This is a genomic window from Minwuia sp. (assembly GCF_048007105.1).
Classification (GTDB): Bacteria; Pseudomonadota; Alphaproteobacteria; order Minwuiales; family Minwuiaceae; genus Minwuia.
The window spans coordinates 1,149,606-1,173,593 of sequence record NZ_CP180352.1 but is presented as its reverse complement, the minus strand read 5'-3'; the positions used below and the strand labels follow the sequence as shown (position 1 = coordinate 1,173,593).

Sequence of the window (23,988 nt, the reverse complement as noted above, 5' to 3'; positions counted from 1 at the left end):
GTTCGGACGCTGGGCCGTGCTGGCCCTGCCCTATGGCTGGATGGCCTTCTTCTTCCTGCTGCCCTTCCTCATCCTGCTCCGGCTCAGCTTTTCCGAGGCTCGGATCGGCATCCCGCCCTATTCCGAGGTCTTCGAATGGCTCGGCGGTCTGCAGTTCGAGATCAACGGCACGCTCGGCAACTACCACTTCCTGATCGACGACCCGCTCTATGTCTCGGCCTATCTGAACTCGATCAAGATGGCCGCGGTTTCGACCCTGGCCTGCCTGGTGATCGGTTATCCGCTGGCGCTCGGCATCAGCCGGGTGCGGAACCCGTCGCTGCGCAACACGCTGCTGATGCTGGTGATCCTGCCCTTCTGGACCTCGTTCCTCATCCGCGTCTACGCCTGGGTCGGCCTGCTTCGCAACGAGGGGCTGATCAACCAGGTCCTGCTGGCGGTCGGGATCGTCGATCAGCCGATCCCCATGCTGCACACCCCGTTCGCGGTCTATCTCGGCATCACCTACACCTACCTGCCGTTCATGGTACTGCCGCTCTACGCCACTCTCGAACGGCTCGACGGAACGCTGCTGGAAGCCGCCGCCGACCTCGGCGCGAAGCCCTTTTCCGCCTTCCTCCGCATCACCCTGCCGCTCTCGGTGCCCGGCATCATCGCGGGCTCCATGCTGGTCTTCATCCCGGCCGTGGGCGAGTTCGTCATCCCGGACCTGCTCGGCGGCTCGAGCACGCTGATGATCGGCAAGGTGCTGTGGAACGAGTTCTTCCTGAACCGGGACTGGCCCCTGGCGGCGGCGGTCGGCGTGGTCATGCTGGTACTGCTGGTGACGCCCTTCGTCTGGTGGCAGCGGCGACAGACCCAGCTGGAGGACAGCCGGTGAGACCCCTGCGCTTTCCCGTCGTGCTGACCGCCATGGCCTTCGCCTATGCGTTTCTCTACGGCCCCATCGTCTCGCTGATCGTCTATTCGTTCAACGAATCCAAGCTGGTGTCGGTCTGGGGCGGCTTCTCGACCAAATGGTATGGCGAGTTGCTTCGGAACGAGGCCCTGCTTGCCGCTGCCTGGCAGAGCCTGCTGGTCGCGGCGCTGTCGGCAACCGTGGCGGTGCTGCTGGGTACGCTCGCCGCCGTGGCTCTCGTGCGCTTCGGACGCTTTCTCGGCCGCAGCCTGTTCCAGGGCATGCTGACGGCGCCGCTGGTCATGCCCGACGTGCTGCTCGGCCTCTCCATGCTGCTGCTGTTCGTCTCGCTGGAACGCAATGTCGGCTGGCCGGACGGACGCGGCCTGCTGACCATCTCCATCGCGCACATCTCCTTCGCCGTCGCCTATGTCGTGATCGTGGTCCAGTCGCGCCTCAGGCAGGCCGACCGCTCCATCGAGGAGGCGGCGCTGGATCTCGGTGCGCGCCCGGTCAGGGTGTTCTTCGTCATCACGCTGCCGATGATCGCGCCGGCGCTGCTGGTCGGCTGGCTGCTCGCCTTCACCCTCTCCCTGGACGATCTGGTGATCGCCAGCTTCACCTCCGGACCCGGATCGACGACCCTGCCCATGGTGGTGTTCTCCTCGGCACGGCTGGGCGTCAGCCCGCAGATCAATGCGCTGGCGACCATCCTGGTCGGCGCGGTCGCCCTGACGATCCTGATCGTGGCCCAGGTGATGGGCCGCAGGCGGACCTGACGGCCCGCCGCGTCGGCGTACCGGTCGGCGGATTCGGCCTGCGCCACTTTCGTTTTCTGCCGCGCATGCCCATGTGCGAGAGAGGAATGGAGGCCCGCCTTGAGCATGTATTCAGCGAAATCCGGACCCATCGATCCATCCCGTGCAGCCGTGATCGAGGCCTTCGGTGCGACCATCACGCCGCTCCACCCGATCGGGGCGGAGGTCGAAGGCATCGATCTGACGTCCGGCGCAGCGCCGCCGCCTGAGGTCATCAGCGCACTGGAACTCGAGATGGCGCATCGGGGGTTCCTGGTCTTCAGGAACGAACGGCAGCTGGACGTCGACGATTTCCTGCGGGCCAGCTGCTGGTGGGGCGGCCGGGAACTGCACAGCACGCACGGCGTGCACCCGGCGACGCCCGGCGGAAATCCGCACATCTTCCGCCTCTCGAACGACGAGCGCCACGGCATCCCGGGCGTGGGACCCCAATGGCACAATGACGGCAGTTTCGTCGCCGACACCTTCTCCCACGCCGGCTACCACATCATCCGCCCGGCGGAGAAAGGCGGCGCGACCTGTTTTGCCCACCAGGGCGACGCATACGACGCCCTGCCGGCGGAGACACGGGAATACTGGAGCCGACTATCCTCGGTGAATTCGGCGTCGGGCGTGATCCATCCTCTGGTGCATGAACACCCGCTGTCGAAGCGCAAATGCATCTGGCTGCATCTGGGCATGACGGGCGCCGTGATCGAACGCGCCCCGGCGGAGGACCGTTTCCGGCTGCTGACCGCCGAGGAGCTGACTGCGCTCTGTCACCGCTACAACGACATCCTCGATGCCGGGCTGGAGGACGGATACGCCATCGCCTACGAGTATCGGGAGAACGACTGCGTCTTCATCGACAATCTGGCCGTGGCCCACCGGGCGTCGCCCGAGGCGCACGCGCCCGCGGACGAGCAGGGTCTGCGCATCATGCACCGCAGCACCGTCCGCGGCGTGCAGAAGCTCGCGCCCGGTTTCGGCCTGCCGCTTCAGGTCAACATCCACGGCCCCAATCCGTTCGGCGAGGGCGTCTGGCAGGGCGGCGGAATCGGCTTCCGCTGGGAAGAAGGCATTCGAATGCAGAACTAGGGACCACCCGGCCCTGGCCGGGGCGCATGGAGAAATTTCGCCGGGCGGGCATCGCATTCCGTGCGGGTCGTGGCCACATTTGCCGCCGCGCCCCGGGGCTCGCCCTTCTGCATGGACAGGATACAGGGACATGTTCGACATCTGGCTACCGCTGATCGGCGGTCTCGTCCTGCTTATCGCCGGCGGCGATCTGCTGGTCCGCGGCGCGGTCCGCATGGCAAGCGCCTTCGGCGTCTCACCGCTGGTGATCGGCCTGACAATCGTAGGGTTCGGGACATCGATGCCCGAACTCGTGACCTCGGTACAGGCGGCGCTGGCGGGCGCGCCGGGCATCGCCTACGGCAACATTGTCGGCTCCAACATCGCGAACACGCTGCTCATCGCCGGCGCGTCGGCGCTGCTGTTTCCGATCGCCGTGACATCGTCCGGCCTGCGCCGGGACGGGCTGGTGATGCTCGGCGTCAGCATCGCCTTCGCCGGCATCGCCGCAACGATGCCGATGAGCCGGCCTGTCGGCGGCCTGTTCCTGATTCTGCTGGCCGGCTACGTCTATCTCGCCTTCCGGCAGGAAAGGCACGCGACGGCGGACGACCATGGCGCGGCGTTCGAGAAGGGCGCCGCCCTGCAGTCGGCCGATCCGGGCACCGTGCCCGTCCCACGGGAACGCGGTTCCGTTCTGGTGCCCGTGATCACCGCGCTGGCCGGGCTCGCCCTCGTAGTGGCCGGCGGCAACTTCCTTGTCGGCGGGGCGGTCGCGCTGGCGCAATCGTTCGGCATCCCGGAAAGCGTGATCGGCCTGACGATCATCGCCGTCGGCACATCCCTGCCCGAACTGGTGACGTCGGTGATCGCCGCCCTGAAGCGGCAGGGCGACGTCGCCTTCGGCAACATCGTCGGCTCCAACATCTACAACCTGATCGGCATCGGCGGCGCGACGGCCCTGATCGCGCCGGGTGCGGTGCCGGCCGAGATCGTGCGCTTCGACAGCCCCGTGATGGTCGGCGTCGCGCTGCTGTTCATCGTCTTCGCCTGGACCGGGCTCAGGATCGCCAGGCGGGAGGGCGCGCTGCTGCTGCTGGGCTATGCCGGCTACATCTACGCCACCTGGCCCTGAGCGGCCCCCGGCATCTCCCACGCCCGCACAGCCCGGCCATGACGCAGTGTCATGGCACGAGACCCAAATCGCTGCCATGATCGGACCCGTTCCGGCCACAATCCGGGACGGGGAGGCAGTATGAAGAGTTCCGACAACCGGAGGCCCGTTTGCGGGCGTCCAGGTGACAGTTTGGCATGAGCGGTCCACTCGACGGCATTCGGGTCCTCGACCTGACGCGCTACGTCTCCGGCCCGCACGCGACCCAGATGATGGGCGATTCCGGCGCCGACGTGGTCAAGATAGAGGGCTTCGCCGGTGACGGCATGCGCATGGCCGACAGCAAAGTCGGCAAGCCCGACAGCCTGCTGTTCATGACCATCAACCGCGCCAAGCGCAGCCTCGCCATCGATCTGCGCACCGATGACGGCAAGGCGGTGCTGCGCGATCTGGCGGGCACCGCAGATGTGATGGTGGAGAATTTCCGCCCCGGCGTCCTTGAGCAGATGGGCTTCGGCTGGGACGTGCTGCACGAGATCAATCCACGGCTGATCCTGGTGCGCGTTTCCGGCTTCGGGCAGGACGGTCCCTGGCGCGAACGCGCGTCCTACGATCCGGTGATCCAGGCGCTGAGCGGTTTTCAGGAACTGACCGGCGCGCCCGACGGGCCGCCGACGGTCTGCGGCACTGTGGTCACCGACTATCTCGCCGGGCTGCACGCCATGATCGGCGCGGTGACCGCGCTGCAGGGCCGGGAGCGCACCGGCAAGGGCCAATGGGTCGATGTTTCCATGCTGGACTCAGCGACGAGCCTGCTGATGTCGTCGATACCGGAGTATCTCAGGCTGGGCGAGACGCGCACGCGCCGCGGCAACAAGAACCCGGTCTCGGTGCCGTCGCACTGTTTCGAATGCGGCGACGGACGCCATGTCCACATCACCGCCTGGACCGACAGCGAGTTCGCCAAGCTGGCCAAGGCGATGGAAATGCCGGAGTTGCTGGACGATCCCCGCTTCACCGACATCGAGAGCCGCGTCGCGAATGACAAGGCGATCGAGACCATCATCGCCGGCTGGATGATGCAGTTCGACGCCGCGGAGGTGGAACGCCGGCTGATGACGGTGAACCTGCCGGCCGCGCGGGTCGCCACCATCGACGAGGTCGCCGGGAACCCGCAGCTGAAGCACCGGGGCCACTTCGTCGAGGTCGAGCACCCGACCCAGGGCCGGACGCCCGTCGCCGGGCCGGCCATCCGCTATTCCGGCAGCCCGCTGCCGCCGTCGCCGCGCGTGCCGCTTCTGGGGGAACACAGCGCCCAGGTGCTGCAGGAATGGCTCGGCTACGACGACGCCCGGATCGGCGCGCTGGCAGACGCGGATGTCATCCGCGTCGCGGCCTCCGCCGGGGAATGAGCGCCGGGGGCCGCAAACCGCCGGACTTGCATCGCGTTGACGCAGGGTGAATCCTGCGACCCGTGGCAATTGTTCCGGTCGGAAGTCCGGCCGGAACGCCGCTCCGTGCACTGGAGGAGACGCACGGACGGCAGCCCGAAACGCCTTTACCAAAGGGGAGAGTGATCATGAGAACTGTAACGAAGGCAATCGCGCCGCTTGGCATCGCATTCGCGATGATGGCCGGCGCCACGCAGGCCCAGGCCGAGTGCGACAAGGTCTACACGCTGAAATACCACAACGCCTATCCGCCGACGCTGGCGCTCTACAACAAGGTCGGCGCGGGCTTCAAGGAGCGGGTCGAGGCCTGGTCCGGCGGCTGCATCAAGTTCGAGAACTATGACTCCGGCGCGCTGACCTCGGTCGGCGGCATGGTCGACGCGGTCGACCAGGGCATCATCGACATCAGCCACTCCTGGGGGGCGTTCTATGTGGGCGACGTTCCCGAGGCCGACATCGAGGTCGGTCTGCCGCTGGCCTGGGGCGAGACCTACGAGGTCTACGACGCCTACTACAACCGCGGCCTGAAGGAAGTGATCGCCGAGGCCTATGAGAGCCGCTTCAACGTCAAGCACTTCCCGTCGATCCTGGGCCTGGAATACGTCCTCGCCACCCGCGAGGAGATCAGCAGCCTGGCCGACCTGAACGGCAAGAAGCTGCGCGCGCTGGGCATCTATGGCGAGATCGCGCAGTCGGTCGGCGCATCGGCCGTCGTCATTCCCGGCGGCGAGCTCTACACCGCGCTGCAGCTCGGCACCATCGACGGCCTGATCTACGGCGCCGAAGCCATCGTCGCCCAGGGTCTGCAGGAGTTCCTGAAGACCGCCATCGTCGAGCCGAACCTGAATGCGGGCGCGGCCCACTGGCTGTTCAACCGCAACACCTGGGAAGATCTGCCGCCGGAGCTGCAGCAGGTCATCGAACAGGCTGTCGACTACGGCAACCTGGCCGGCGCCATGGACTATCGCATCGTCGAAGCCATGAACATCGGCGTTCTGGAACGTGACGGCGTGAAGCTGCTGGAGCTGTCGCCCGCCGACAACGATCAGCTGAACCAGACCGCGCTGGGTCTCTGGGACAAGATCGCCGAGCGTTCGCCCCTGGCCGCCAAGGGCGTCGAGATCGTGAAGCAGCAGCAGCGCGACTTCGGACAGATCGAATAGGCGAAGGGATACCGGCGGCAGTCTGTACGGCTGCCGCCGGTCCCGCCCGATGCCGGTGGCGCGGCGCCGCCGGCGACCCCTGACCTGTCCTGGAGAGTGACCTGATGGATCGACTGAAGTCGATCGACCGGATCAGCGGCTGGCTGTCGGTGATCTCGTCGTGGACGCTGTTGGCGATGACCCTGATCGTGGGCTTCGAAGTTGCGTCGCGTTACCTGTTCAACAGCCCGACCATCTGGGCGTGGGACATCAACGTGCAGCTGATGCTGCTGCTCTTGATGTTCGGCATCTCCGAAGCCTACCGCCGCGACGTTCATGTCCGCGTCGACATCCTGACCGGCGCGCTGTCGCCGCGCGGGCGCGCCATCGTCGACGCGCTCTATGCGCCGGTGTTCTTCCTGATCACGGTGATCGTCGTCTGGACCGGCTGGGAATATTTCCATCAGGCCTTCGAGCGCAACCAGACCGCGCCGACGATCCTTGCGCCGCTGCTCTGGCCCATCAAGTTCACCATTCCGCTGGGCGGCGCGGTTCTGCTGCTGCAGGGTCTGGCCAAGCTGATCCGCGACCTGCATGTCGCCTTCGGCGGCGAACCGGAAGCGAGCGAGGACCGGACGTGAGCCCGGAACTCATCACGATCCTGATCTTCGTCAACCTGATCCTGTTCCTGGGGACCGGGTTCCCGGTGGCCTTCTCGTTGATCGGCGTCTCGCTGATCTGGATCCTGATCCTGCACGGGACGCGGCCGCTCGGCATGGTGCCGTCGACGATCTTCGACACCGCGACGACCGACATATTCATCGCCGCGCCATTGTTCATCTTCATGGCCATCGCACTTTATCGGGTCGGGATCGGCAATCTGATCTACGAGGCCATTCATCACTGGACCGCCGGCGTGCCCGGCGGCCTGGCCATCGGCACCGTATCCGCCGCGGCCCTGATCGCGGCGATGACCGGCATCGGCGGCACCGCAGTGCTGGTGCTCGGCGTGCTGGCGATCCCCGAGATGCTCCGGCGCGGCTACAATGTCCGCCTCGCCATCGGCGGCCTGCCGCCGGGCGGCTCGCTGGGCGTTCTGATCCCACCCACGGTGATCGGCGTGCTGCTGGGCGGCTTCGCCGGCATCCCGGTCGGCCACCTGTTCTTCGGCGCGGCCGTGCCGGGCATCCTCATCGCCATCCTGTTCTGCGTCTTCATCGTCATCCGCTGCACCATCAGCCCCGGTCTCGCGCCCCGGCTGGCGAAGGAAGACCGGCCCTCGATGCGCGAGAAGCTGCGCGCCACCGCCCGGATCGCCCTGCCGATGCTGCTGATCGTTCTGGTCCTGGGCAGCATCTGGCGCGGCGTTGCGACGCCGTCGGAGGCCGCCGGCATCGGCGCCCTGGGCACGCTGCTGATCGCCATCGGCATGCGCCGACTGGACCTGAAGACATTGCGAGAAATGCTGGCCGATGCCGGTCAGGTCTCGGTCATGGTGCTGACGCTGGTCGTCGGCGGCGCGCTGTTTTCGCGCCTGCTGCAGTTCTCCGGTTCGGCGCGGATGATCGCCGACATGATGGTCGGCATCGATGTCGGCATCTACGGCACCCTGCTGATCTTCCTCGGCCTCGCCATCCTGCTGGGCATGTTCATCGACGGCGCGGCGATCATCTTCATCGTCACACCGATCATGATGCCGGTGGTCAAGACCATGGGCATCGACCCGGTCTGGTTTGGCGTCATGCTGATGATCGCCGTCGCCATCGGCTATGTGACCCCGCCCTTCGGCATGAACCTGTTCTACCTCAAGGGCATCATCGAGCAGATCAAGGATTCGCCCGGCTGCGAGGTGCTCGACCGCGTGGGCGTCCGCGACATCTGGCTGGCCTGCCTGCCCTATGTCGGCGTGATGGTGGTGGCGCTGATACTCGTGCTGCTGATGCCGGGACTCGCGACCTGGCTGCCAAGCCACATGTGACCGCTGCGTCCCGCCGGGGAGGGCGGGCGCCAATCCTGGGAGGAGAACCATCATGGCCGAGGAAGTCATCAAGGCCGGCGCGAAGCCGCATTATCCTGACGGCGTCGCCGTCGTCGTCGGCGGCTCGGGCGGCATCGGCCGCGGCTGCTGCGAACGGCTGGCCGCACACGGCACCGACGTCGCCCTGACCTACCGAAGCAACAGGGCCAAGGCCGACGACGCCGTGGCGGCCGTCGAGGCGGCGGGACAGAAGGGCTACGCCGCGCCGCTCGATCTGGTCGACCGCGACGCCGTGACCGCTTTCTTCGACGACGTCGCCGAGCGCTTCGGCGCCATCCACACCGTGGTCTTCGCCGTCGGCGCGGACATCACCATGACCTATGTCGGCGACATCGATCCGGACGAATGGCACCGCACCATTGATGGCGACCTGAACGGATTCTTCCATGTTGTCCGGGCGAGCCTGCCCCATCTACGCAAGCAGGGCGGCGCCTATGTCGCGCTGACCTCGGCCGGCATTCCGCGCCATCCGCAGAAGGACATCCTCTCGACCGCGCCGAAGGCCGGTATCGAGGCGCTGATCCGTGGCATCGCCCGCGAGGAAGGCCGCTACGGCATCCGGGCCAACGCGATCCAGCTCGGCGTGATCGACGCCGGTCTGTTCGACCGCATCCGCGAGCAGCTGTCGTCCAACTTCGTGGAAGCCATGAAGAACAACACCGCGTTGCGCCGCTTCGCCTCGGCGCACGAGGTCGGCGACGCGGCGGTCTACCTGTCGTCGTCGGTGGGCAGCTTCATCACCGGCCACAGCCTGCTGTTCGACGGCGGCTACGCCGTCTGACCGAAAGAAAAATCAAGGAGGAACAGGGCATGAGCGATAGCAAGGGCATCCTGCCCAGCATGCGGCTGGACGGCATGACCGCGCTGGTGACCGGCGCGGGACGCGGCATCGGGCGCGGCTGCGCCATGGCGATGGCCGAGGCGGGGGCGGAAGTGATCTGCGTCTCCCGCACCCGTTCCGAGCTGGACGAGCTGGTGGGCGAGATCGAGGCGCTGGGCGGCACCGCCCGGGCCGAGACCTGCGACGTTGCCGAGCCCGAGCAGATCGAGACTCTGTTCGCCGGGCTCGGGAAACTCGACATCCTGCTGAACAATGCCGGCATGAGCACGGTGCATCCGGTGGCCGAGATCCCGGTCGAGAACCTTGACCGCATGCTGACGGTGAACTGCCGCGGCATGGTGCTGGTCGCAAAGGAAGCCGCGAAGATCATGCAGGCCCAGGGCAGCGGCGTGATGATCAATCTCTCCTCGACCTACGGCAAGGTCGGGCGACCGACCAATTCGGTCTACGCCGCCACCAAGCATTTCGTTGAGGGCTTCACCAAGTCGATCGCCGTCGAGCTGGCGCCGAAGGGCGTGCGCGTCTGCGCCATCGGTCCGACCGCCATCGAGACGCCGATGACCTACGACCGGCTGCACGATCCGGTCTACGGCCCCGACATGCTCTCGCGCCTGCCCATCGGGCGCTTCGGCCAGGTCGCCGACGTGGTGGGCGCGGTGGTCTTCCTGGCCTCCCCCGCGGCGGCGCTGATCACCGGCACCACGCTCATGGTCGACGGCGGCTGGACGGCGCAGTAGCCGAACGGCCGGTCAGCGCGCGTTCGTGATCGTCCATTCCAGCGCGCCGTCACCGACGGCAACCTCCACATCCATGAAGGCCCGCTGCGCCTGCACGACGCCGCGCCAGAGTTCGATCCAGCAGGCCAGCAGGTCACCGCGCTCTTCCGGCGTCAGCCCGCGCACGATCCGGAGACCGATCTGGCGCACCGTAGCGCTGGCCGCCGGCGATCTCCACGGCCGCCTCGTCGCCCATGCCTTCGAACATTGACGCCAGCAGCCGCGCGGATTCTTCCGGGCCGCCATCGGGGAAGCCCAGGGCGCCGGCCATGTGCCGCCAGTTCTGCAGCCCGGTCAGACGCGCGGCCTTCTTCGCCAGTTCCAGCGCCCGGTCACGGCCGGTCACGCCGACCAGTTCGCGGACGCCGTTGCGGATGTATTCGACGGCGTAGTTCCGGTTCGCCCTGGCCAGCCGCTCGGCGTTCCACTGGTCGTCCGGGGGCGCCGGCTGGGCATCCGGATCGAAAGGCGGCGGCGTCTCGTCAGGGGCGAAGCGCAGGCGCTCGCTCTCGTCCAGATCGCGGTCGTATTCCATGAAGTACCCGCAGAGGCCGAACTGGCCCGTCATGTCCTCGGAGACGCAGACGAAACCGAGCCGCGGGTTATTCAGCGAGACCCCGTTCTGGGCGTACCAGCCCCTCAGGAAACCGCGGCTGGCCTCGACCGGCACGCCGCACAGCGCGGGCCCGTCATACATCCAGCGGGGATAGCGGAACCGGACCCAGGCCTTGGTGTCGGATTCCTCCATGTACTCGACCGGCACGCCGCCCATGCTGTTGGACAGCACGTGATAGCGGGCGCAGGCCACCGCGTCGGGCAGGCCGGACAGGCCGAGCTTCTCGAAGCTGGAGAGGAACTTCTCCTCGTGCTGGCGGCGGAACAGGCGGAACATCCAGTCGCCGATGACGTCCGGGCCCTCGTTGACGGCGACCATCAGCTCCAGCCCGAGCAGATACTGGTGATGAAATTCGGCCTGGGCCTCGATGGCCCGGATGGTCTCGCTCATGGTTCCGTCCTCCCCCGGTGACGTGTTGCCGCTTCCTATTAGCCGACCGCCGGGCCGGGGCCTAGTATCCGGCCATGACCCGCAGGCTCGTCATCGGCGGCACCTTCAATCCCGTGCACCGCGGCCATGTCGCGATGGCCGAAGGCGCGCAGGACGCACTCGGCATCGGCACGGTCGACTGGGTGCCCTGCCACACGCCGCATCACCGCGCGGACGACGACCTGCTGCCGTTCGAACTGCGTTGCGACCTGATCCGCGCCGCCACCGGCGGCAGCAGCGGCATGACGGTGAACGCCATCGAGGCGGATCTGCCAAAGCCGTCGCTGACCTGGCGCACGATCGCGGCGCTCGCCGAAGCGGAACCGGAGGCCCGGCTTCACTTCGCGCTCGGACCGCGCGAATTCCTGCGCCTGCACAGATGGGTGAACGGACGGAAAATCGCCGAGGCGGCCCACATGGTGATCGTGCCGCGCGGGCCGCTGGAACGCGTGGCCTTCGAGCACGAGTTGCTGGCCGCCTGGCCCGGCGCGCAACGGGTCGACCCGCCGCCCGGCGCAGCGGCGGCCTGGGACATCCTGTCCGGCCGCCATGCCCTGCTGCTCGACCTGCCGCCGGTCGAGATCAGCGCCACAATGGTGCGGGACCGCTGGCGCGCGGGCGGCGACATCGCCGACCTTGTGCCCGAACCGGTGTACAGGCACATGCTGGCGGAACGCGCGGTCATCGACCGTGTCTGGAGCGGAACCCGGGGGGAGAGAGGGACATGACCTACGATCTGCGCGACGACATCTTCGCGTCGCTGGGCGAGCGGCGCTTCACCGCCGAGATCAGCGTGACGACGGCGGGCGTCGTCTGCGGTGTCGAGGATGCGGCGGAGAAGGCGGCCGGGCTCGGCTGCGAGGTGCTGCACGCGCTGGCCGACGCCGACGAGGCCGTGCCGGAGGAACCAGTTCTGGTGATCCGCGCGAAGGCCAAGGAGATCGCCATCGCCGAGGACACGCTGCTCGGCGCCATCGCCAAGCCGTCCGCCATCGCGCGCGCCGCCCGGCAGGCGCAGGAGATTGCCGGCGACCGGGTGCGCATCGTCTCCGGCGCGGCCAAGAAGATGCCCATCGAGATCAAGCCGCAGGTGCGCCGCGCCATCCACCGCGGCGGCGGCTCGGGCCGCATCACGCCGCCGCCCTTCGTCTACCTGGACAAGAACTATGTCCGCATGTTCGGCGGCGTCCGGCGGACGCTGGAAGCGGTCTCCGTGCTGGAAGGGCACACGCGCTGCATCCAGCTGCGCGGCCTGGTCGAACCGCTGGAGGACGAGGCGCGGGCCGCCATCGAGATGGGCGCGGAGATCCTGATGGTGGACACAGGCGATCTGGACGATCTCGACCGCGTTGCGGCCATGGTGCGCGCCGCCGGCCGCCGCGAGGTGACCGAGATCGCCTTCTCCGGCGATATCGCGCTGGCCGACATTCCGGCCATTGCGGCGCACGATGTCGACATCCTCGATATTGGCCGCGCGGTGATCGATGCGCCCAGCGTCGACGTGAAACTGGATGTCGTCGACGCCCCGACCTGACGCCGGGCAGGTCGCGACTGTTTTCTCTAATTATCTGAAATAATTGTATTTATTGGTCAAATTGCCGGGCGATCATCGACCCGCACGGCTTGACCCGCCCCTCTCTGCTTACTAGAATGAAAAGAAAAGCAACCCGCCAGTATTTGCCGACAGCCCGACAGGTTTCGTTCGCCGCGACAGCGGACCGGGCGCACCCGGCGAGCGACGAATGAGCGCGGAACGGACGGGAGGAGCACATGGTTACATTGAAATACCAGGCCGCAGTGATCGACGAGAACTGCACCGGCTGCAAGAAATGCGTCTGGGTCTGCCCGACGGAGGCGATCCACATGGAAGACAACATCGCCATCATCAATGACGATCTGTGCGTCTCCTGCCCCAACTGCCACGGCATATGCCCCGACGATGCGATCACCCGCGTCGAACGCGCCGAGCCGAAGGAACTGAAGGTTCCGCTCGAGGACGTGCCGGCGGAGGACATCCTGGACCTCTGCCGCAAGGCCAACATCCATCCCAAGCAGTGGCACTGCCTCTGCACGGCGACGCGGGCCGAGGAGGCCGCCGCAGCCGTGCTGAAGGGCGCGATCACGCCCGAACAGATCGCGCTCGACACCGGCACCCGCTCGGGCTGCACCGTCTATTGCCAGATGATGTCCATGCGCCTGCTCGAGGCCGCCGGGCACGAACTCAAGAAGCCCGAGAAGTGGCGCTGGTATCCCACGACGCAGAGCATCTGGAATGTACCCCAGGAGGTTGTCGACAAGTATGCCGGCTACTTCCTGGAGGAAGACAAGGACGTCTTCCGCAAGTTCTGATCCGCTGACGCATCCGATCCGACCTGAAAGGATCATCTCATGACCCATTTCGCCGTATCCGAACTTCCGAGGCCCGCGCCGGGCGAAATCCGCGCCTCGCAGTACGGGCCTCAGACCTCGACCGGCCTGCCGGCCATGCGCGCCGCCGACCTGCCCGGCATGGTCGGCCTGCCGATCTCCGAGCTGTTCCCCGACGTGCCGAAGGCGATCTATGTCGAGGGCGACGACCTGACGCCGCTGCGCAAGGCGACCGAGGAATCCCTGAAGAACGTCGATATGTCGATGATCAAGGAACGCTCGACGGTCAACATTCTCGCCTCGCAATACGGCTTCATGATCATGGGCGGCTACGCCTATCGCGAGGTCATCCGGACCATCAAGGAGGTCGTCGAACAGCGCACCGGCTGCAAGCGCGTCCGCCTGCGCGTCGCCACCGGCTTCCGGCTGAAGGAGCCGGAGGAGGTCATCAAGCATTACGGCCTGGACGAGATGTTCGACGGCCGCGCGCTGCCCGCGCTCTACATCGATCAGGGCGTCGAGATCGAGACGCCCATCGGCACGTTGATGGGCATCAAGCGCATCTACGACGCGGACTTCATCATCCACTGCCACCACGGCGAACTGCGCGAACTGGACATGCACCGCATGATCAGCCGCACGATGAAGCCCTTCTCGATGTCCTACGCCCGCTTCGAGACGCGCTCCGTGCATCACATGAATTTCGGCCCGCGCTCGTCGAACCTGATCCCGCGCCTGGTCTTCGAAAGCGACTTCGTCCAGAAGAAGTGGGCCTTCGGCGTCTTCATGGCCGCCTCGCCGCAGGGCGTCACCGGCATCGAGGCCGGCAACGACCTGATGCCCATCGACCGCAAGCTGGCGCTGCTGGCCTTCAAGTCCTACGGCAAGATCCGCGAGCTCTACAACGAGATCGAGGACTGCATCGCCATCATCGACGGCACCGGGGAGCCCCGCTACATGGTCGGCGGCGGCACCACCTTCGGCAATCTGACCGAGGCGGAACTGGACCTCTTCGATCTCGACACGGTGCCGGTCAGCCTCGGCTTCGGTCTCTGGCAGCCGCCGCCGGAGCAGCCGAAGCTGAAGCCGGTCAACCCGGCCGTCCGGGCGCTGGTGATGAACCATTTCTGGACCGGCGTGCCGCAGATGGAGCTGGCCAATTCCTGTCCGATGGTCCTGGTCGGCGACGAGATGGCGAAGCTGGTCGAGGAAGACTGCATGAACATCGAGATGATCAACAAATGCGTCACCGCCCACGATCTGCCGGCCGCCGTGAACTTCGCCAAGCGCATCGTGAACTCGGAGAACCTGATCGTCTTCGACGGCGCCTACGGCTCGCTGACCTGCAACGAGAAGCTGGCCGAGCGCCTGATCGAGCGCGCGCCCATCGCCGACCGCCGCGTCGAGGAAGAGCTGATGCCCAAATGGATGCGCCAGCGCGGCTTCGATCCGTCGGAGGCGCTTTGACCGCCGGAAAGGCGCGGGACAAGGGAGAGCGCCGTGGCTGACTATGACATGATGGGCAAGACCGAGCTCAGCCTGCACGGGCTGGAACTCGCGGACGCCAATCTCACCCATGTGGCCGACGCGGTGGCGAAGGTTCTGGTGCTGGACCGCACCGAGATCCTGGTCACCGACGTCCGCGGCGACAATCTGGTGCTCGACATCCTGCGCCGCGGCATCGACGCGAAGAACATCGTCGGCAAGGAGCGCGAGCTGCTCGACGCCGTGGCCGCGGTCGAGGGCGTCGGCGTCGCCGAGGACGCGCGCGTCGAATCCCGCGGCCTGCTGAGCTGGGTTTCCGCCGACAGCGAAGGCGCGCTGGAGCAGATGGAAGCGGCCGAACGGCAGATGGCCGAGATCCGCGAGAAGCTGGAGAAGACCGTCGTTGTCTTCCCGACCGGCACCGAACTCGCCAACGGCCAGGTCAAGGACACCAACAGCCCGGCGATCCGCGAGAAGCTGACCGTCAACGGCTACGCCGTCAGCCAGGGCATGCCGCTGAAGGACGACGAGTACTACATCTCCGCCGCCATACGCGAACGCGCCGAGGAAGGCTTCGGCATGGTCGTCACCACCGGCGGCGTCGGCGCCGAGGTCAAGGACCGCACCATCGAGGCGGTGCTCATCGCCGACCCGGACGCCTCGACGCCGACCATCGTCGAATACGAGCTCGGCGTCGGCCGGCACGTGCACAAGAACGCCGTCCGGATCGCCGTCGGACAGGTGCTGGACACCATGGTCGTCGCCCTGCCCGGCCCGACCGACGAGGTCTTGCTGGGTCTCGACGCGCTGGTCCGCGCGCTCACCGAGCCGGGCCTCTCCAATCCCGCCATCGCCGAACGCATCGCCGACGTGCTGCGCAAGCGGCTGCGCGAGAAGGCGCACGCCCATGCCTGATACCGCGCGCCCCGATACCGGCGCCGACGCCGAGGCGCGCCTGCTGGCGGCGCTGGCCGCGCATGACGGCCTGACGGTGGCGGTCAGCGGCGGGATCGACAGCATGGTGCTGGCCTTCGCCGCCCATCGCTCCGGCCGCCTGCCCGTGCGCATGGTGCATGCGGTCTCGCCCGCCGTGCCGCCCGCCGCCACCGAGCGCGTCCGCGCCTATGCAGGCCGCGAGGGCTGGGATCTGCATGTGGTCGAGGCCGGCGAATTCGGCGACCCGGACTACCTGAAGAACCCGGTGAACCGCTGCTACTTCTGCAAGTCGAACCTCTATGACCGGCTCGGTGGACTGGCGCTCGGCACCGTCGCCTCGGGCGCCAACACCGACGACCTGGGCGACTACAGGCCCGGCCTGGACGCCGCGGCCGAGCGCGACGTGGTGCACCCCTATGTCGAGGCCGGGATCGGCAAGGCGGGCATACGCGCCCTCGCCCGCCGCTACGGCCTCACCGACATCGCCGAACTGCCGGCCCAGCCCTGCCTCGCCAGCCGGGTCGAGACCGGAATCGCCATCGACGCCGCGGACCTGGCCTTCATCGACCGGATCGAGACCCGTCTCCGCAGCCGCTTCGGCGAGACGCGGACCATCCGCTGCCGCATCACCGCCGCCGGCGTCGCCGTCGAGGCCGACGAGAGCCTGAGCCCCGACCATGCCGAAATGGCGGACCTGATCCGGGGCGACTGCGAGGCCGAGGGCCGCCGCTTCCTGGGCGTCCGCCCCTACCGCCGCGGCTCCGCCTTCCTGCACGGAACCGGAGGCGCATGAGGGACGTCCTGTTCGACCATGGCCGGGCCGCCCGCATCGGCCTGCCCGAGGCCGTGTTCTGCGAAGGCAAGCCCGCCGGCACCGTGCAGGCCCTGCTGACCGAGTTCGCCGCGCCCGACGTGCAGCCGGTACTTTTCACCCGCCTGTCCGAAACCGTGTTCGACGGCGCGCCTGCCGAGATCGCCGAACGCTATGACTACCACCCGCTGTCCCGCACCGCATGGCGGGCGACCCTGCCGGAACGCAAGGGCCGCGTCGCCGTGGTCTCCGCCGGTACCGCCGATGGCCACGCGACCTGGGAGGCGGCGCGGACGCTGACCTATCTCGGTATCGAGGCAGAGGTCTTCGAGGATTGCGGCGTCGCCGGCCTCTGGCGGCTGACCGACCGGCTGGCCGACATCAACAAGGCCGACGTGGTGATCGTCGTCGCCGGTCTTGATGCGGCGCTGGCCTCGGTGCTGGGCGCGCTGACGCCGAAGCCGGTGCTGGCCGTGCCGACATCGGTCGGCTATGGCGCGGCGCAAGGCGGCATGGCCGCGATCCAGAGCATGCTGGTGAGCTGCGCGCCGGGCGTCGCCGTGCTCAACATCGACAATGGCTACGGCGCGGCCTGCGCCGCGGCCCGCATCCTGGGCCCGGCATGACCGCCGCCGACTTGCTGGTCGTGCGGCCGAACAGCGGGCTGTCCGGCGATATGCTGCTGGCCGGCTTCGCGCGGATGGCCGGCGCGGCGACCGCCGACCTCGCCGCGATCGCCGAAAGCCTCGGCCTGCCGAAGGACTGCGTCGCCCTGGTCGAGAAGTCGGTGAACCAGATCGGCGGCTGGCATGCCCGCGTGAGCCTGCCGAAGGAACACCATCACCGCACCCTCGCCGATGTGGAGAAGATCATCGCCGCCAGCGCGCTGGGCGGGACCGCACGGGATCTTGCGGTGAAGGCCTTCACCATCCTCGCCGCCGCGGAAGGGCGGGTGCACGGCATCCCGCCGGAGAAGGTCACCTTCCACGAGGTCGGCGCGCTCGACAGCATCCTCGACACCTGCCTCGCCGCCTGGCTCTACGAGCGGATGGGCTGCCCACGGCTGGTCTCCGGGCCGCTGCCGCTCTGCGACGGGACCGTGCGCTGCGCCCATGGCCTGCTGCCGACGCCCGCGCCGGCAGTGCTGGACATGCTGGAAGGCGTGCCGGTGCGCGGGCTCGCCTCCTCGGGCGAGACCGTCACACCGACCGCGATCTCGGTGCTGAAGGCGCTGGACGCCGAATTTGGCGACTGGCCGGCGATGACTGTTCGGGAGCGAGCGCTGGTCTACGGGACCAGGGTGCTGCCCGGCGTCGCCAACGGCGCCATCTTCGCCCGCGGCCCTGCTCAGAGCGGGTAGTCGCGCGCCGGCTCGATGCCGCAGGTCTCGATGAACTTGCGCACCTGAACCACCTCGTCCTTGTGGACATCGTGGCCGCCGTGATGGATGACGACCGTGTTGCCGTTCAGGGTCACCGCGATGCGGCTGCCCTGCCGGTTCTCGATCCCAGCGCCCAGTTCGCCGAGCACGGATTCGATATCGCGGAAGCTCATGTTCGCGTTGACCGGATGCTGGAAGATCTGGTGCAGGATCTTGCGGTGATGATGGTTCATGGCGCTCTCTCCGTCGGTTGATGGAGAGACGCTAGACCCGCCGCAAACGCCCGACCTTGATCCGGATCAAGCCGGCGCCGGGAGGATCAGACCGCCCCTCAGTACTTTGACGGGACGTAGAGCTCCCTCGGCAGGGTTTCCCGTTCGTAGTTCGGATTGAACACGCGGTCGGGCAGCTGCACGGGCTCGTGCGGCACGGGGCCGTAGGGGATCTGCTGCAGGAAGTGGTCGATGCAGTTCAGCCGGGCGCGCTTCTTGTCGTTGCCCTCGACGATGTACCAGGGCGCCTCGGGGATGTTGGTGCGCTCCAGCATGTCTTCCTTGGCCTTGGTGTAGTCCTCCCAGCGGACGCGGGACTGCAGGTCCATGGGGCTCAGCTTCCACTGCTTCATCGGGTCGTGGATGCGCATGAGGAACCGCATCTGCTGTTCCTCGTCCGTGATCGAGAACCAGTACTTGATCAGCCGGATGCCGGAGCGGACCAGCATGCGTTCGAATTCCGGCACGTCGTGGAAGAACTGCTCGACCTGATCCTCGGTGGCGAAGCCCATGACGCGCTCGACGCCGGCGCGGTTGTACCAGGAGCGGTCGAACAGCACGATCTCGCCGCCCGCCGGCAGGTGCGGGACGTAGCGCTGGAAGTACCACTGCGTCTTCTCGCGGTCGGACGGCGCGGGCAGCGCGACGACACGGGCGATGCGCGGGTTCAGCCGCTGGGTGATGCGCTTGATCACGCCGCCCTTGCCGGCGCTGTCGCGGCCCTCGAACAGGACAACGACCTTCTCCCTGTTGTGGGCGACCCAGTCCTGAAGCTTGATAAGTTCCGCCTGCAGGGTCAGCAGCGCGCGGAAATACTCGGGCCGGGTGAGCGTCGCCGGACGGGTCTTCCGGTATATCTTGCGGATCTCCATGGAGATCTCGGGATCGGACAGTTCGAGTTCGTAATCCTCGTCCAGCGTGTCGGCCAGTTCCGCCTCGAGCCAGTCGCCCGCGTCGTTTTCCTTCTCCGGTCCCGGCATGTCCCGTCTCCCTGCGTTGCCCTTCAGCGGCCAATCTGGCCGGGAAATGTGACAGCACTGTAACGGCAGGATGTCAGCCCAGATGAAGCGGCCCTGAGGGGTCCGGGGGCTCCAGCCCGAAGGCGGTGTAGACGGCGGCGAAGCCATCCCGCGCCCCTTGGTGGAGGCGGGCCGTATCGGTCTCGATGTTGGCGACTTCGGCGGCGGAGGATTCGGCCGCGACGGCGATCACCGTCCGCTCCGGCGCTTCGGCAGCTTGCCGGACAAAGAGAAGTTCGTTGCGGTAGCGGCCGGGCTGACGGCGGTAGTCGTCTCCGGCCCCGCGCTGCTGCCGGTTGAGCCAGGGAATGACGATCAGCTTCTCGGCCAGTTCCAGGCCCTCCGGGATGACGCCCCGGGGCCGCGTCATCAGGGCCACGACGTGACTCGCGCCGCGTTCGCGGGCCGAGACGATGGGCACGTTCTCGTAGACGCCGCCATCGACATGCCGCCGCCCGTCGATGATCACCGGCGGACCGGCGACGCCGGGGATGCGGGCGCTCGCCTTCAGCGCCGCGAACAGGGCCTCCCGGTCCTCGAAACCCTCCAGCCGCGCCGCCTGTTGCCGGTCGATATCGGCGGCGATGCAGACCAGCCGCGTCTCCGAGTCCAGCACGGCCTGCCAGTCGAGCCGCTTGGCGTTGCGGCAGACATCGTCCAGCAGGAAGTCGACCGAGACGACAGGGCGGCGGAGCCAGAGCCGGCGCTTGTCGATGAAGCGCCGGTTGTTGATCTCCTCGTAGAAGATGCGCGTGCCGAAGGCGGCCTGCCCGGCGATGAAATAGGCGCCCGCGATGGCTCCTGCGGAACAGCCGATCACCTCGTCGAAGGCGTGCGTCAGACCCAGGCTCTCCAGCGCCGCGACCATGCCGCCGCAGACCACGCCGCGCATGCCGCCGCCTTCGATCGCCAGGGTGATCTGGGCGCCGTCGTTGCGCGATCCGGTCTCGCGCCGGCGTTGCAGCAGATCCAGCAGCGGGTGCCCGCCGAGACGCGGCGGCTCCGGGGTCATGCGCCGGCCGCACCGCCCAGCACGAAGGCGCCATAGACCGAGGGCGGGAGGCCCATGGCCTTCAGCCGGTCCCGCGCCGCCAGCCAGGCGCCGCCATAGTCGCCGGTCCGCGCCTCCCGGTGGAACACTTCCATGAAGACCCGAGTCGGCTTGTCATGCACCGGCCAGAGGCTGTTCATCACCGCTCGCGCGCCGCCGAGATAGAAGCTGCGCGCCAGGCCCAGGAAATCGTCGCCCGCCACCGCCTGGCCGAGCCCGGTCTCGCAGGCCGACAGCACCACCAGATCGGCCGCCAGCGGCGCTTCGAACAGGCGGGAGGCCGTCAGCGAAGCCTGACCATCGCCGTCGCTCAGCAGGATGGCCGAGGCCAGCGGATCGCGGGCGTCGAACAGGCCATGGGTCGCCAGATGCAGGACGCCGACGCCCTTGCCGATCCGCTGCCGCAGCGCCCCTTCCTGCGCCTCGGCGCCGATCAGCGGACGGGTGCTGTAGAAGCTGCTCACCGTCTGCGCCTCGGCCCGCGCGCCGGGCAGCGCTTCCCAGTCGAGACCGAGCTGCGGATCGCCGACAACCACGGCGGTACGGACCTGGCCGCCCCCGCCGCTGCGGGTCAGCCAGCCGCCCGTCGGCAGCACCACGACCGGACGGCCCACATCCAGCGCGCCCCAGGGCACGAAGTAGAGCGGCCCGCTGGGCACCACATAGAGCACACCCCGCGTGGCGTCCGCATCCAGACCCAGCGAACGGCTCAGCATCGCTGACGCCTTCTGCTGCGCCGGCGCCTGCTCCAGCGGGTCGTCGGTGCTGAAGGGAATCAGAACCTTCTCGATCTCCGCTGCACCGATGCTGGCGGTATACAGGCTGACACCGTTGCGGCGGATGTCCAGAAAGCGCATCGGCGCGTCGTCATCAGCAGCCGGCAAGGCATAGAGCAACCGGTCGGCCGAACCCAGACGGCGCTGCACGGCCTTCAGGTCCGGCGTGCCGACGGAGACGGCGTCGGCCAGTTCCGGATCGTCGCGCCGCAGCCCGGCCAGCAGGACTTCGCGCTCGTCCAGAAGGGCAGAGACCCGCTCGACCCCCGCGCTCGACGCCATGCCCGGCGCGGCGTTGATCGCGCGCTGGCGGCGGATCGCCTCGGACAGGTTCCGTATCTCGCCCATGCGCGCATCCTGACGGCCAGCCGCCAGCCGCTGCTGACCCAGCATGTCGACGAAGGCACGCGCCCGTCCCCTTTCCAGATCGGCGAAGGCCATGCCCAGATCGCCGCGGGCGAGGTCGAGTTCCACCAGCGCTCGGGTGACGCCTTCCTTGCCGACGCCGAAGCGGCGCTTGGCGCCATCGGTCGCCAGCGCGCCGGATACCGCATCGATGCCCAGCTGCGCCGAGCGGAAGGCCTTCTCGGCCTCAACCGGCTTGCCTGCCGCCATCAGCGCCTCGCCCTGAAGCGCCTGAAGCTGCCAGAGGATGCCGGCCTGGCCCCGTTCCGCCGCGCGCCGGGCGGCATTCGCGGCCTGCGCCGCAGCCTCGGCGGGGCGGCCCGCATCGATGAGCGCGCGGGCGCGCACGGCATCCACCGTGGCGATGCCGGCCTCGTAGCCCATGGCTGTCAGATAGGCGCGCGCCGAATCGAACAGCCGCTCCGGCAGGGCGGAGCCGCTCTGCTCCTGCATGCGAGCGGCGCCGATGATGGCGAGGTTCAGGCCGCGGGCGAAGAACATGTCGCGGTCGATCTTCAGATAGGCGCTGTAGAGCTGGTGCTGCCAGGAGTAGTGCGCTTCCTCGAACAGCTGCTCGGCGGCCTCGGCCCAGGGCAGCGCGCGTTCGTACTCGCCCTGGAAGATCAGCGCGTTGGCGATCACCATGTAGGCACGGAACTGCGAGCGGTTCATCAGCGCGAGCTGCGGGATCTGCGGCGGGAAGACGAACAGCGTCGGCGCGCGGAAATCGCCCAGCGCCTCGACCACCTGAAGCTCGTCGCGGATCGCGGCCTCGTAGTCGCCGAGCCAGAACCGCGCCTCGCCGCGCAGCGAGCGCGCGCCCAGATTGGTCCCGAAATAGGCGATCTCCAGCGCCTCGGTTTCCGGCAACATCGCCTCCGCGTCGGCCGCGCGGCCGGCGGCGATCAGGGTCCGCGCGCGGGAATAGGAGACGAACCAGCGCTCCAGCGAATCGTCGGCTTCCGCTGCCGCCCGGTCGAGTTGCGCCAGCGCCGCCTCGTAGTCGCCGGCGATGAAGGCCTCGTTGACCGCGGCCAGGGTTGGGGTGACCTCGAAGTCGAAGCTGTTGGCCTGGCCTTCGCCCGGCAGGGAGATCGTGTGGCTGGCCGGCACCGGCAGCGTCATCTCCTCGCGCGTCTCCAGATCGTCGGGCCGGACCTTGATCGCCGTGGCCAGGCGCTCCGCCGTCACCGGCGACGGTGCGGGCAGGACGCCGATCACATTGGTTTCCTGCGGGATCAGGCCGATGTCGTAGCGGACATAGTCGCTGATCGAATCCACGACCAGTTCGCTCCAGAGATACTGCGACTGCTCGAAATAGGCCTTGGCCCAGTCCAGAATCGGTTTCTGGGCCGCGTCGTCGCCGGTCAGCCCGATGCGGGCGGAGCCGAGAAAGGTCAGCAGCCAGGCCTCGCCCTCGTAGAGATGCGCATCGGCCTTCACGACGATGCCCCAGATCGGATGCTGGGTCAGGCGGATGACCTGCTGCTGACGCTCCAGCCCGCGCTGGGCCCAATGGGCCGCCTGGGCGTAGTCGTGCTTCATCAGGTACGAGCCGGCCATGCCGATATAGGCCCGCGCCATCGCCTTGGCGATCCGGGTCACGGTGCCGGTGTTGTCGGGCATGCCGTAGAAGAAGTCGGGGATCCACCAGTCGCCGGCGTCGGCCAGCAGCTGGGTGTAATAGCCGATGGCCTTGTCCGGCTGGTTCAGCCAGAGGTGCACCTGGCCGTATTGCGACAGCGTCTCGGCGTTGTCCCCGAACAGCTCCAGTTCCATGTCGCGGAAGGTCTTCAGGGCGACATGGACATCGTCGGTCCGGCCGGCATGGATCATGGTCGCGATCCGGAGGGACTGCAGGAAGAACCGCGCCTCGGTCGTATCGGGCAGCGAAGCCGCCGCATCGTCGAGCCGAGCATTCCAGTACTGCCAGTCCTTGTCGTAGGAGGCGCGCCAGAGCTTCTCCAGCTCCGGCGTCACGGTCAGGCCGAAGGCGGTCTTCTCGCCCGTCCGGGGCAGGTGAACGTCCGGATCGATCGGCGGGATGTTCAGTTCGGCCACGCTCGGCAGCGGCGGCGGACCGTCGAGATCGATCGCCTCCAGCTTCTGTTCACGTTCGGCCGAAAGTTCCGGTTCCAGACTCATCGGCGCCATTTCCGGCGTCTCGATATGCATGGTGCAGCCGGCGGCCAGCAGAAGAAGAACGGGGAGCAGCAGTCGGGAAATCTGGGGCATGGGCACTCGGGGTCTGGTCGTCTGGAAGTCGGCGGCGCGTGTTGTACAGTGCCATACTGGGATTGAAGGGA

Annotated in this window: 24 protein-coding genes; 18 read left to right on the top strand and 6 right to left on the bottom strand. The window is 67.8% G+C overall.

Features of this window, described 5'->3' with window-relative positions:
• The first annotated feature begins 16 nt into the window (after window positions 1-16).
• The 10 genes from ACMVY4_RS05530 (at window position 17) to ACMVY4_RS05485 (ending at window position 10,095) form a co-directional block, all read left to right on the top strand.
• Window positions 17-880: an ABC transporter permease subunit gene (locus ACMVY4_RS05530; RefSeq protein ID WP_416899184.1), complete on the top strand. Its 864-nt coding sequence runs from the start codon at window positions 17-19 to the stop codon at window positions 878-880.
• Between the two features lie 32 nt (window positions 881-912).
• Window positions 913-1,677, top strand: a complete 765-nt coding sequence (locus tag ACMVY4_RS05525) for an ABC transporter permease subunit (protein ID WP_416900261.1) — start codon at window positions 913-915, stop codon at window positions 1,675-1,677.
• Between the two features lie 105 nt (window positions 1,678-1,782).
• Window positions 1,783-2,793 (top strand): TauD/TfdA dioxygenase family protein, encoded by a 1,011-nt coding sequence (locus ACMVY4_RS05520; protein WP_416900260.1) that lies wholly within the window; start codon window positions 1,783-1,785, stop codon window positions 2,791-2,793.
• Window positions 2,794-2,923: 130 nt separating this feature from the next.
• Window positions 2,924-3,907 (top strand): calcium/sodium antiporter, encoded by a 984-nt coding sequence (locus ACMVY4_RS05515; RefSeq protein WP_416899183.1) that lies wholly within the window; start codon window positions 2,924-2,926, stop codon window positions 3,905-3,907.
• Between the two features lie 176 nt (window positions 3,908-4,083).
• Complete coding sequence (locus ACMVY4_RS05510) at window positions 4,084-5,298, top strand: CaiB/BaiF CoA transferase family protein (RefSeq protein WP_416899182.1); 1,215 nt, start codon at window positions 4,084-4,086, stop codon at window positions 5,296-5,298.
• Between the two features lie 167 nt (window positions 5,299-5,465).
• Window positions 5,466-6,500, top strand: coding sequence for a TRAP transporter substrate-binding protein DctP (gene dctP / locus ACMVY4_RS05505; RefSeq protein ID WP_416899181.1), 1,035 nt, complete (start codon window positions 5,466-5,468; stop codon window positions 6,498-6,500).
• Between the two features lie 104 nt (window positions 6,501-6,604).
• The gene (locus ACMVY4_RS05500; RefSeq protein WP_416899180.1) at window positions 6,605-7,120 is read left to right on the top strand and encodes a TRAP transporter small permease subunit; all 516 of its coding nucleotides are present in this window, start codon (window positions 6,605-6,607) and stop codon (window positions 7,118-7,120) included.
• Window positions 7,117-8,457 carry a TRAP transporter large permease gene (locus ACMVY4_RS05495; protein ID WP_416899179.1) on the top strand — a complete coding sequence of 447 codons (1,341 nt, stop codon included), beginning with the start codon at window positions 7,117-7,119 and terminating at the stop codon, window positions 8,455-8,457. Before ACMVY4_RS05500 ends, ACMVY4_RS05495 begins: the two co-directional genes overlap by 4 nt.
• 52 nt (window positions 8,458-8,509) lie before the next feature.
• The gene (locus ACMVY4_RS05490; protein ID WP_416899178.1) at window positions 8,510-9,298 is read left to right on the top strand and encodes an SDR family NAD(P)-dependent oxidoreductase; all 789 of its coding nucleotides are present in this window, start codon (window positions 8,510-8,512) and stop codon (window positions 9,296-9,298) included.
• Between the two features lie 29 nt (window positions 9,299-9,327).
• The gene (locus tag ACMVY4_RS05485; RefSeq protein ID WP_416899177.1) at window positions 9,328-10,095 is read left to right on the top strand and encodes an SDR family NAD(P)-dependent oxidoreductase; all 768 of its coding nucleotides are present in this window, start codon (window positions 9,328-9,330) and stop codon (window positions 10,093-10,095) included.
• Between the two features lie 12 nt (window positions 10,096-10,107).
• On the opposite strand, the gene ACMVY4_RS05480 is transcribed toward ACMVY4_RS05485, so the two are convergent.
• Together ACMVY4_RS05480 and ACMVY4_RS05475 are read right to left on the bottom strand one after the other, a co-directional pair.
• Window positions 10,108-10,260 (bottom strand): hypothetical protein, encoded by a 153-nt coding sequence (locus tag ACMVY4_RS05480; protein ID WP_416899176.1) that lies wholly within the window; start codon window positions 10,258-10,260, stop codon window positions 10,108-10,110.
• Window positions 10,229-11,140, bottom strand: a complete 912-nt coding sequence (locus ACMVY4_RS05475) for a hypothetical protein (protein WP_416899175.1) — start codon at window positions 11,138-11,140, stop codon at window positions 10,229-10,231. Before ACMVY4_RS05475 ends, ACMVY4_RS05480 begins: the two co-directional genes overlap by 32 nt.
• A gap of 74 nt (window positions 11,141-11,214) precedes the next feature.
• On the opposite strand from ACMVY4_RS05475, the gene ACMVY4_RS05470 reads away from it, so the two are divergent.
• From ACMVY4_RS05470 to larC, 8 genes are all read left to right on the top strand, one after another.
• Complete coding sequence (locus tag ACMVY4_RS05470) at window positions 11,215-11,907, top strand: nicotinate-nicotinamide nucleotide adenylyltransferase (protein ID WP_416899174.1); 693 nt, start codon at window positions 11,215-11,217, stop codon at window positions 11,905-11,907.
• Window positions 11,904-12,713, top strand: coding sequence for a quinolinate phosphoribosyl transferase (locus tag ACMVY4_RS05465; RefSeq protein ID WP_416899173.1), 810 nt, complete (start codon window positions 11,904-11,906; stop codon window positions 12,711-12,713). Before ACMVY4_RS05470 ends, ACMVY4_RS05465 begins: the two co-directional genes overlap by 4 nt.
• Window positions 12,714-12,949: 236 nt before the next feature.
• A complete protein-coding gene (locus ACMVY4_RS05460) occupies window positions 12,950-13,528 on the top strand; it encodes a DUF362 domain-containing protein (protein WP_416899172.1) in 579 nt (192 codons plus the stop codon).
• 39 nt (window positions 13,529-13,567) lie between these two features.
• A complete protein-coding gene (locus ACMVY4_RS05455; protein ID WP_416899171.1) occupies window positions 13,568-15,013 on the top strand; it encodes a hypothetical protein in 1,446 nt (481 codons plus the stop codon).
• Window positions 15,014-15,046: 33 nt separating this feature from the next.
• A complete protein-coding gene (locus ACMVY4_RS05450; RefSeq protein WP_416899170.1) occupies window positions 15,047-15,946 on the top strand; it encodes a molybdopterin-binding protein in 900 nt (299 codons plus the stop codon).
• Window positions 15,939-16,760 (top strand): adenine nucleotide alpha hydrolase, encoded by an 822-nt coding sequence (locus ACMVY4_RS05445; RefSeq protein WP_416899169.1) that lies wholly within the window; start codon window positions 15,939-15,941, stop codon window positions 16,758-16,760. The genes ACMVY4_RS05450 and ACMVY4_RS05445 overlap by 8 nt, the downstream gene beginning before the upstream one ends.
• Window positions 16,757-17,404, top strand: a complete 648-nt coding sequence (larB, locus tag ACMVY4_RS05440) for a nickel pincer cofactor biosynthesis protein LarB (protein WP_416899168.1) — start codon at window positions 16,757-16,759, stop codon at window positions 17,402-17,404. The genes ACMVY4_RS05445 and larB overlap by 4 nt, the downstream gene beginning before the upstream one ends.
• A complete protein-coding gene (larC, locus tag ACMVY4_RS05435) occupies window positions 17,401-18,138 on the top strand; it encodes a nickel insertion protein (RefSeq protein WP_416899167.1) in 738 nt (245 codons plus the stop codon). The genes larB and larC overlap by 4 nt, the downstream gene beginning before the upstream one ends.
• On the opposite strand, the gene ACMVY4_RS05430 is transcribed toward larC, so the two are convergent.
• From ACMVY4_RS05430 to ACMVY4_RS05415, 4 genes are all read right to left on the bottom strand, one after another.
• Entirely contained in the window at window positions 18,126-18,392 is a 267-nt protein-coding gene (locus ACMVY4_RS05430; RefSeq protein WP_416899166.1) for a hypothetical protein, read from the bottom strand. The two genes, larC and ACMVY4_RS05430, sit on opposite strands and share 13 nt — an antisense overlap.
• 98 nt (window positions 18,393-18,490) lie before the next feature.
• The gene (ppk2, locus tag ACMVY4_RS05425; protein ID WP_416899165.1) at window positions 18,491-19,411 is read right to left on the bottom strand and encodes a polyphosphate kinase 2; all 921 of its coding nucleotides are present in this window, start codon (window positions 19,409-19,411) and stop codon (window positions 18,491-18,493) included.
• 73 nt (window positions 19,412-19,484) lie between these two features.
• Complete coding sequence (locus ACMVY4_RS05420) at window positions 19,485-20,462, bottom strand: patatin-like phospholipase family protein (RefSeq protein ID WP_416899164.1); 978 nt, start codon at window positions 20,460-20,462, stop codon at window positions 19,485-19,487.
• Window positions 20,459-23,917, bottom strand: coding sequence for a CHAT domain-containing protein (locus ACMVY4_RS05415; protein ID WP_416899163.1), 3,459 nt, complete (start codon window positions 23,915-23,917; stop codon window positions 20,459-20,461). The genes ACMVY4_RS05420 and ACMVY4_RS05415 overlap by 4 nt, the downstream gene beginning before the upstream one ends.
• Window positions 23,918-23,988 lie beyond the last annotated feature (71 nt).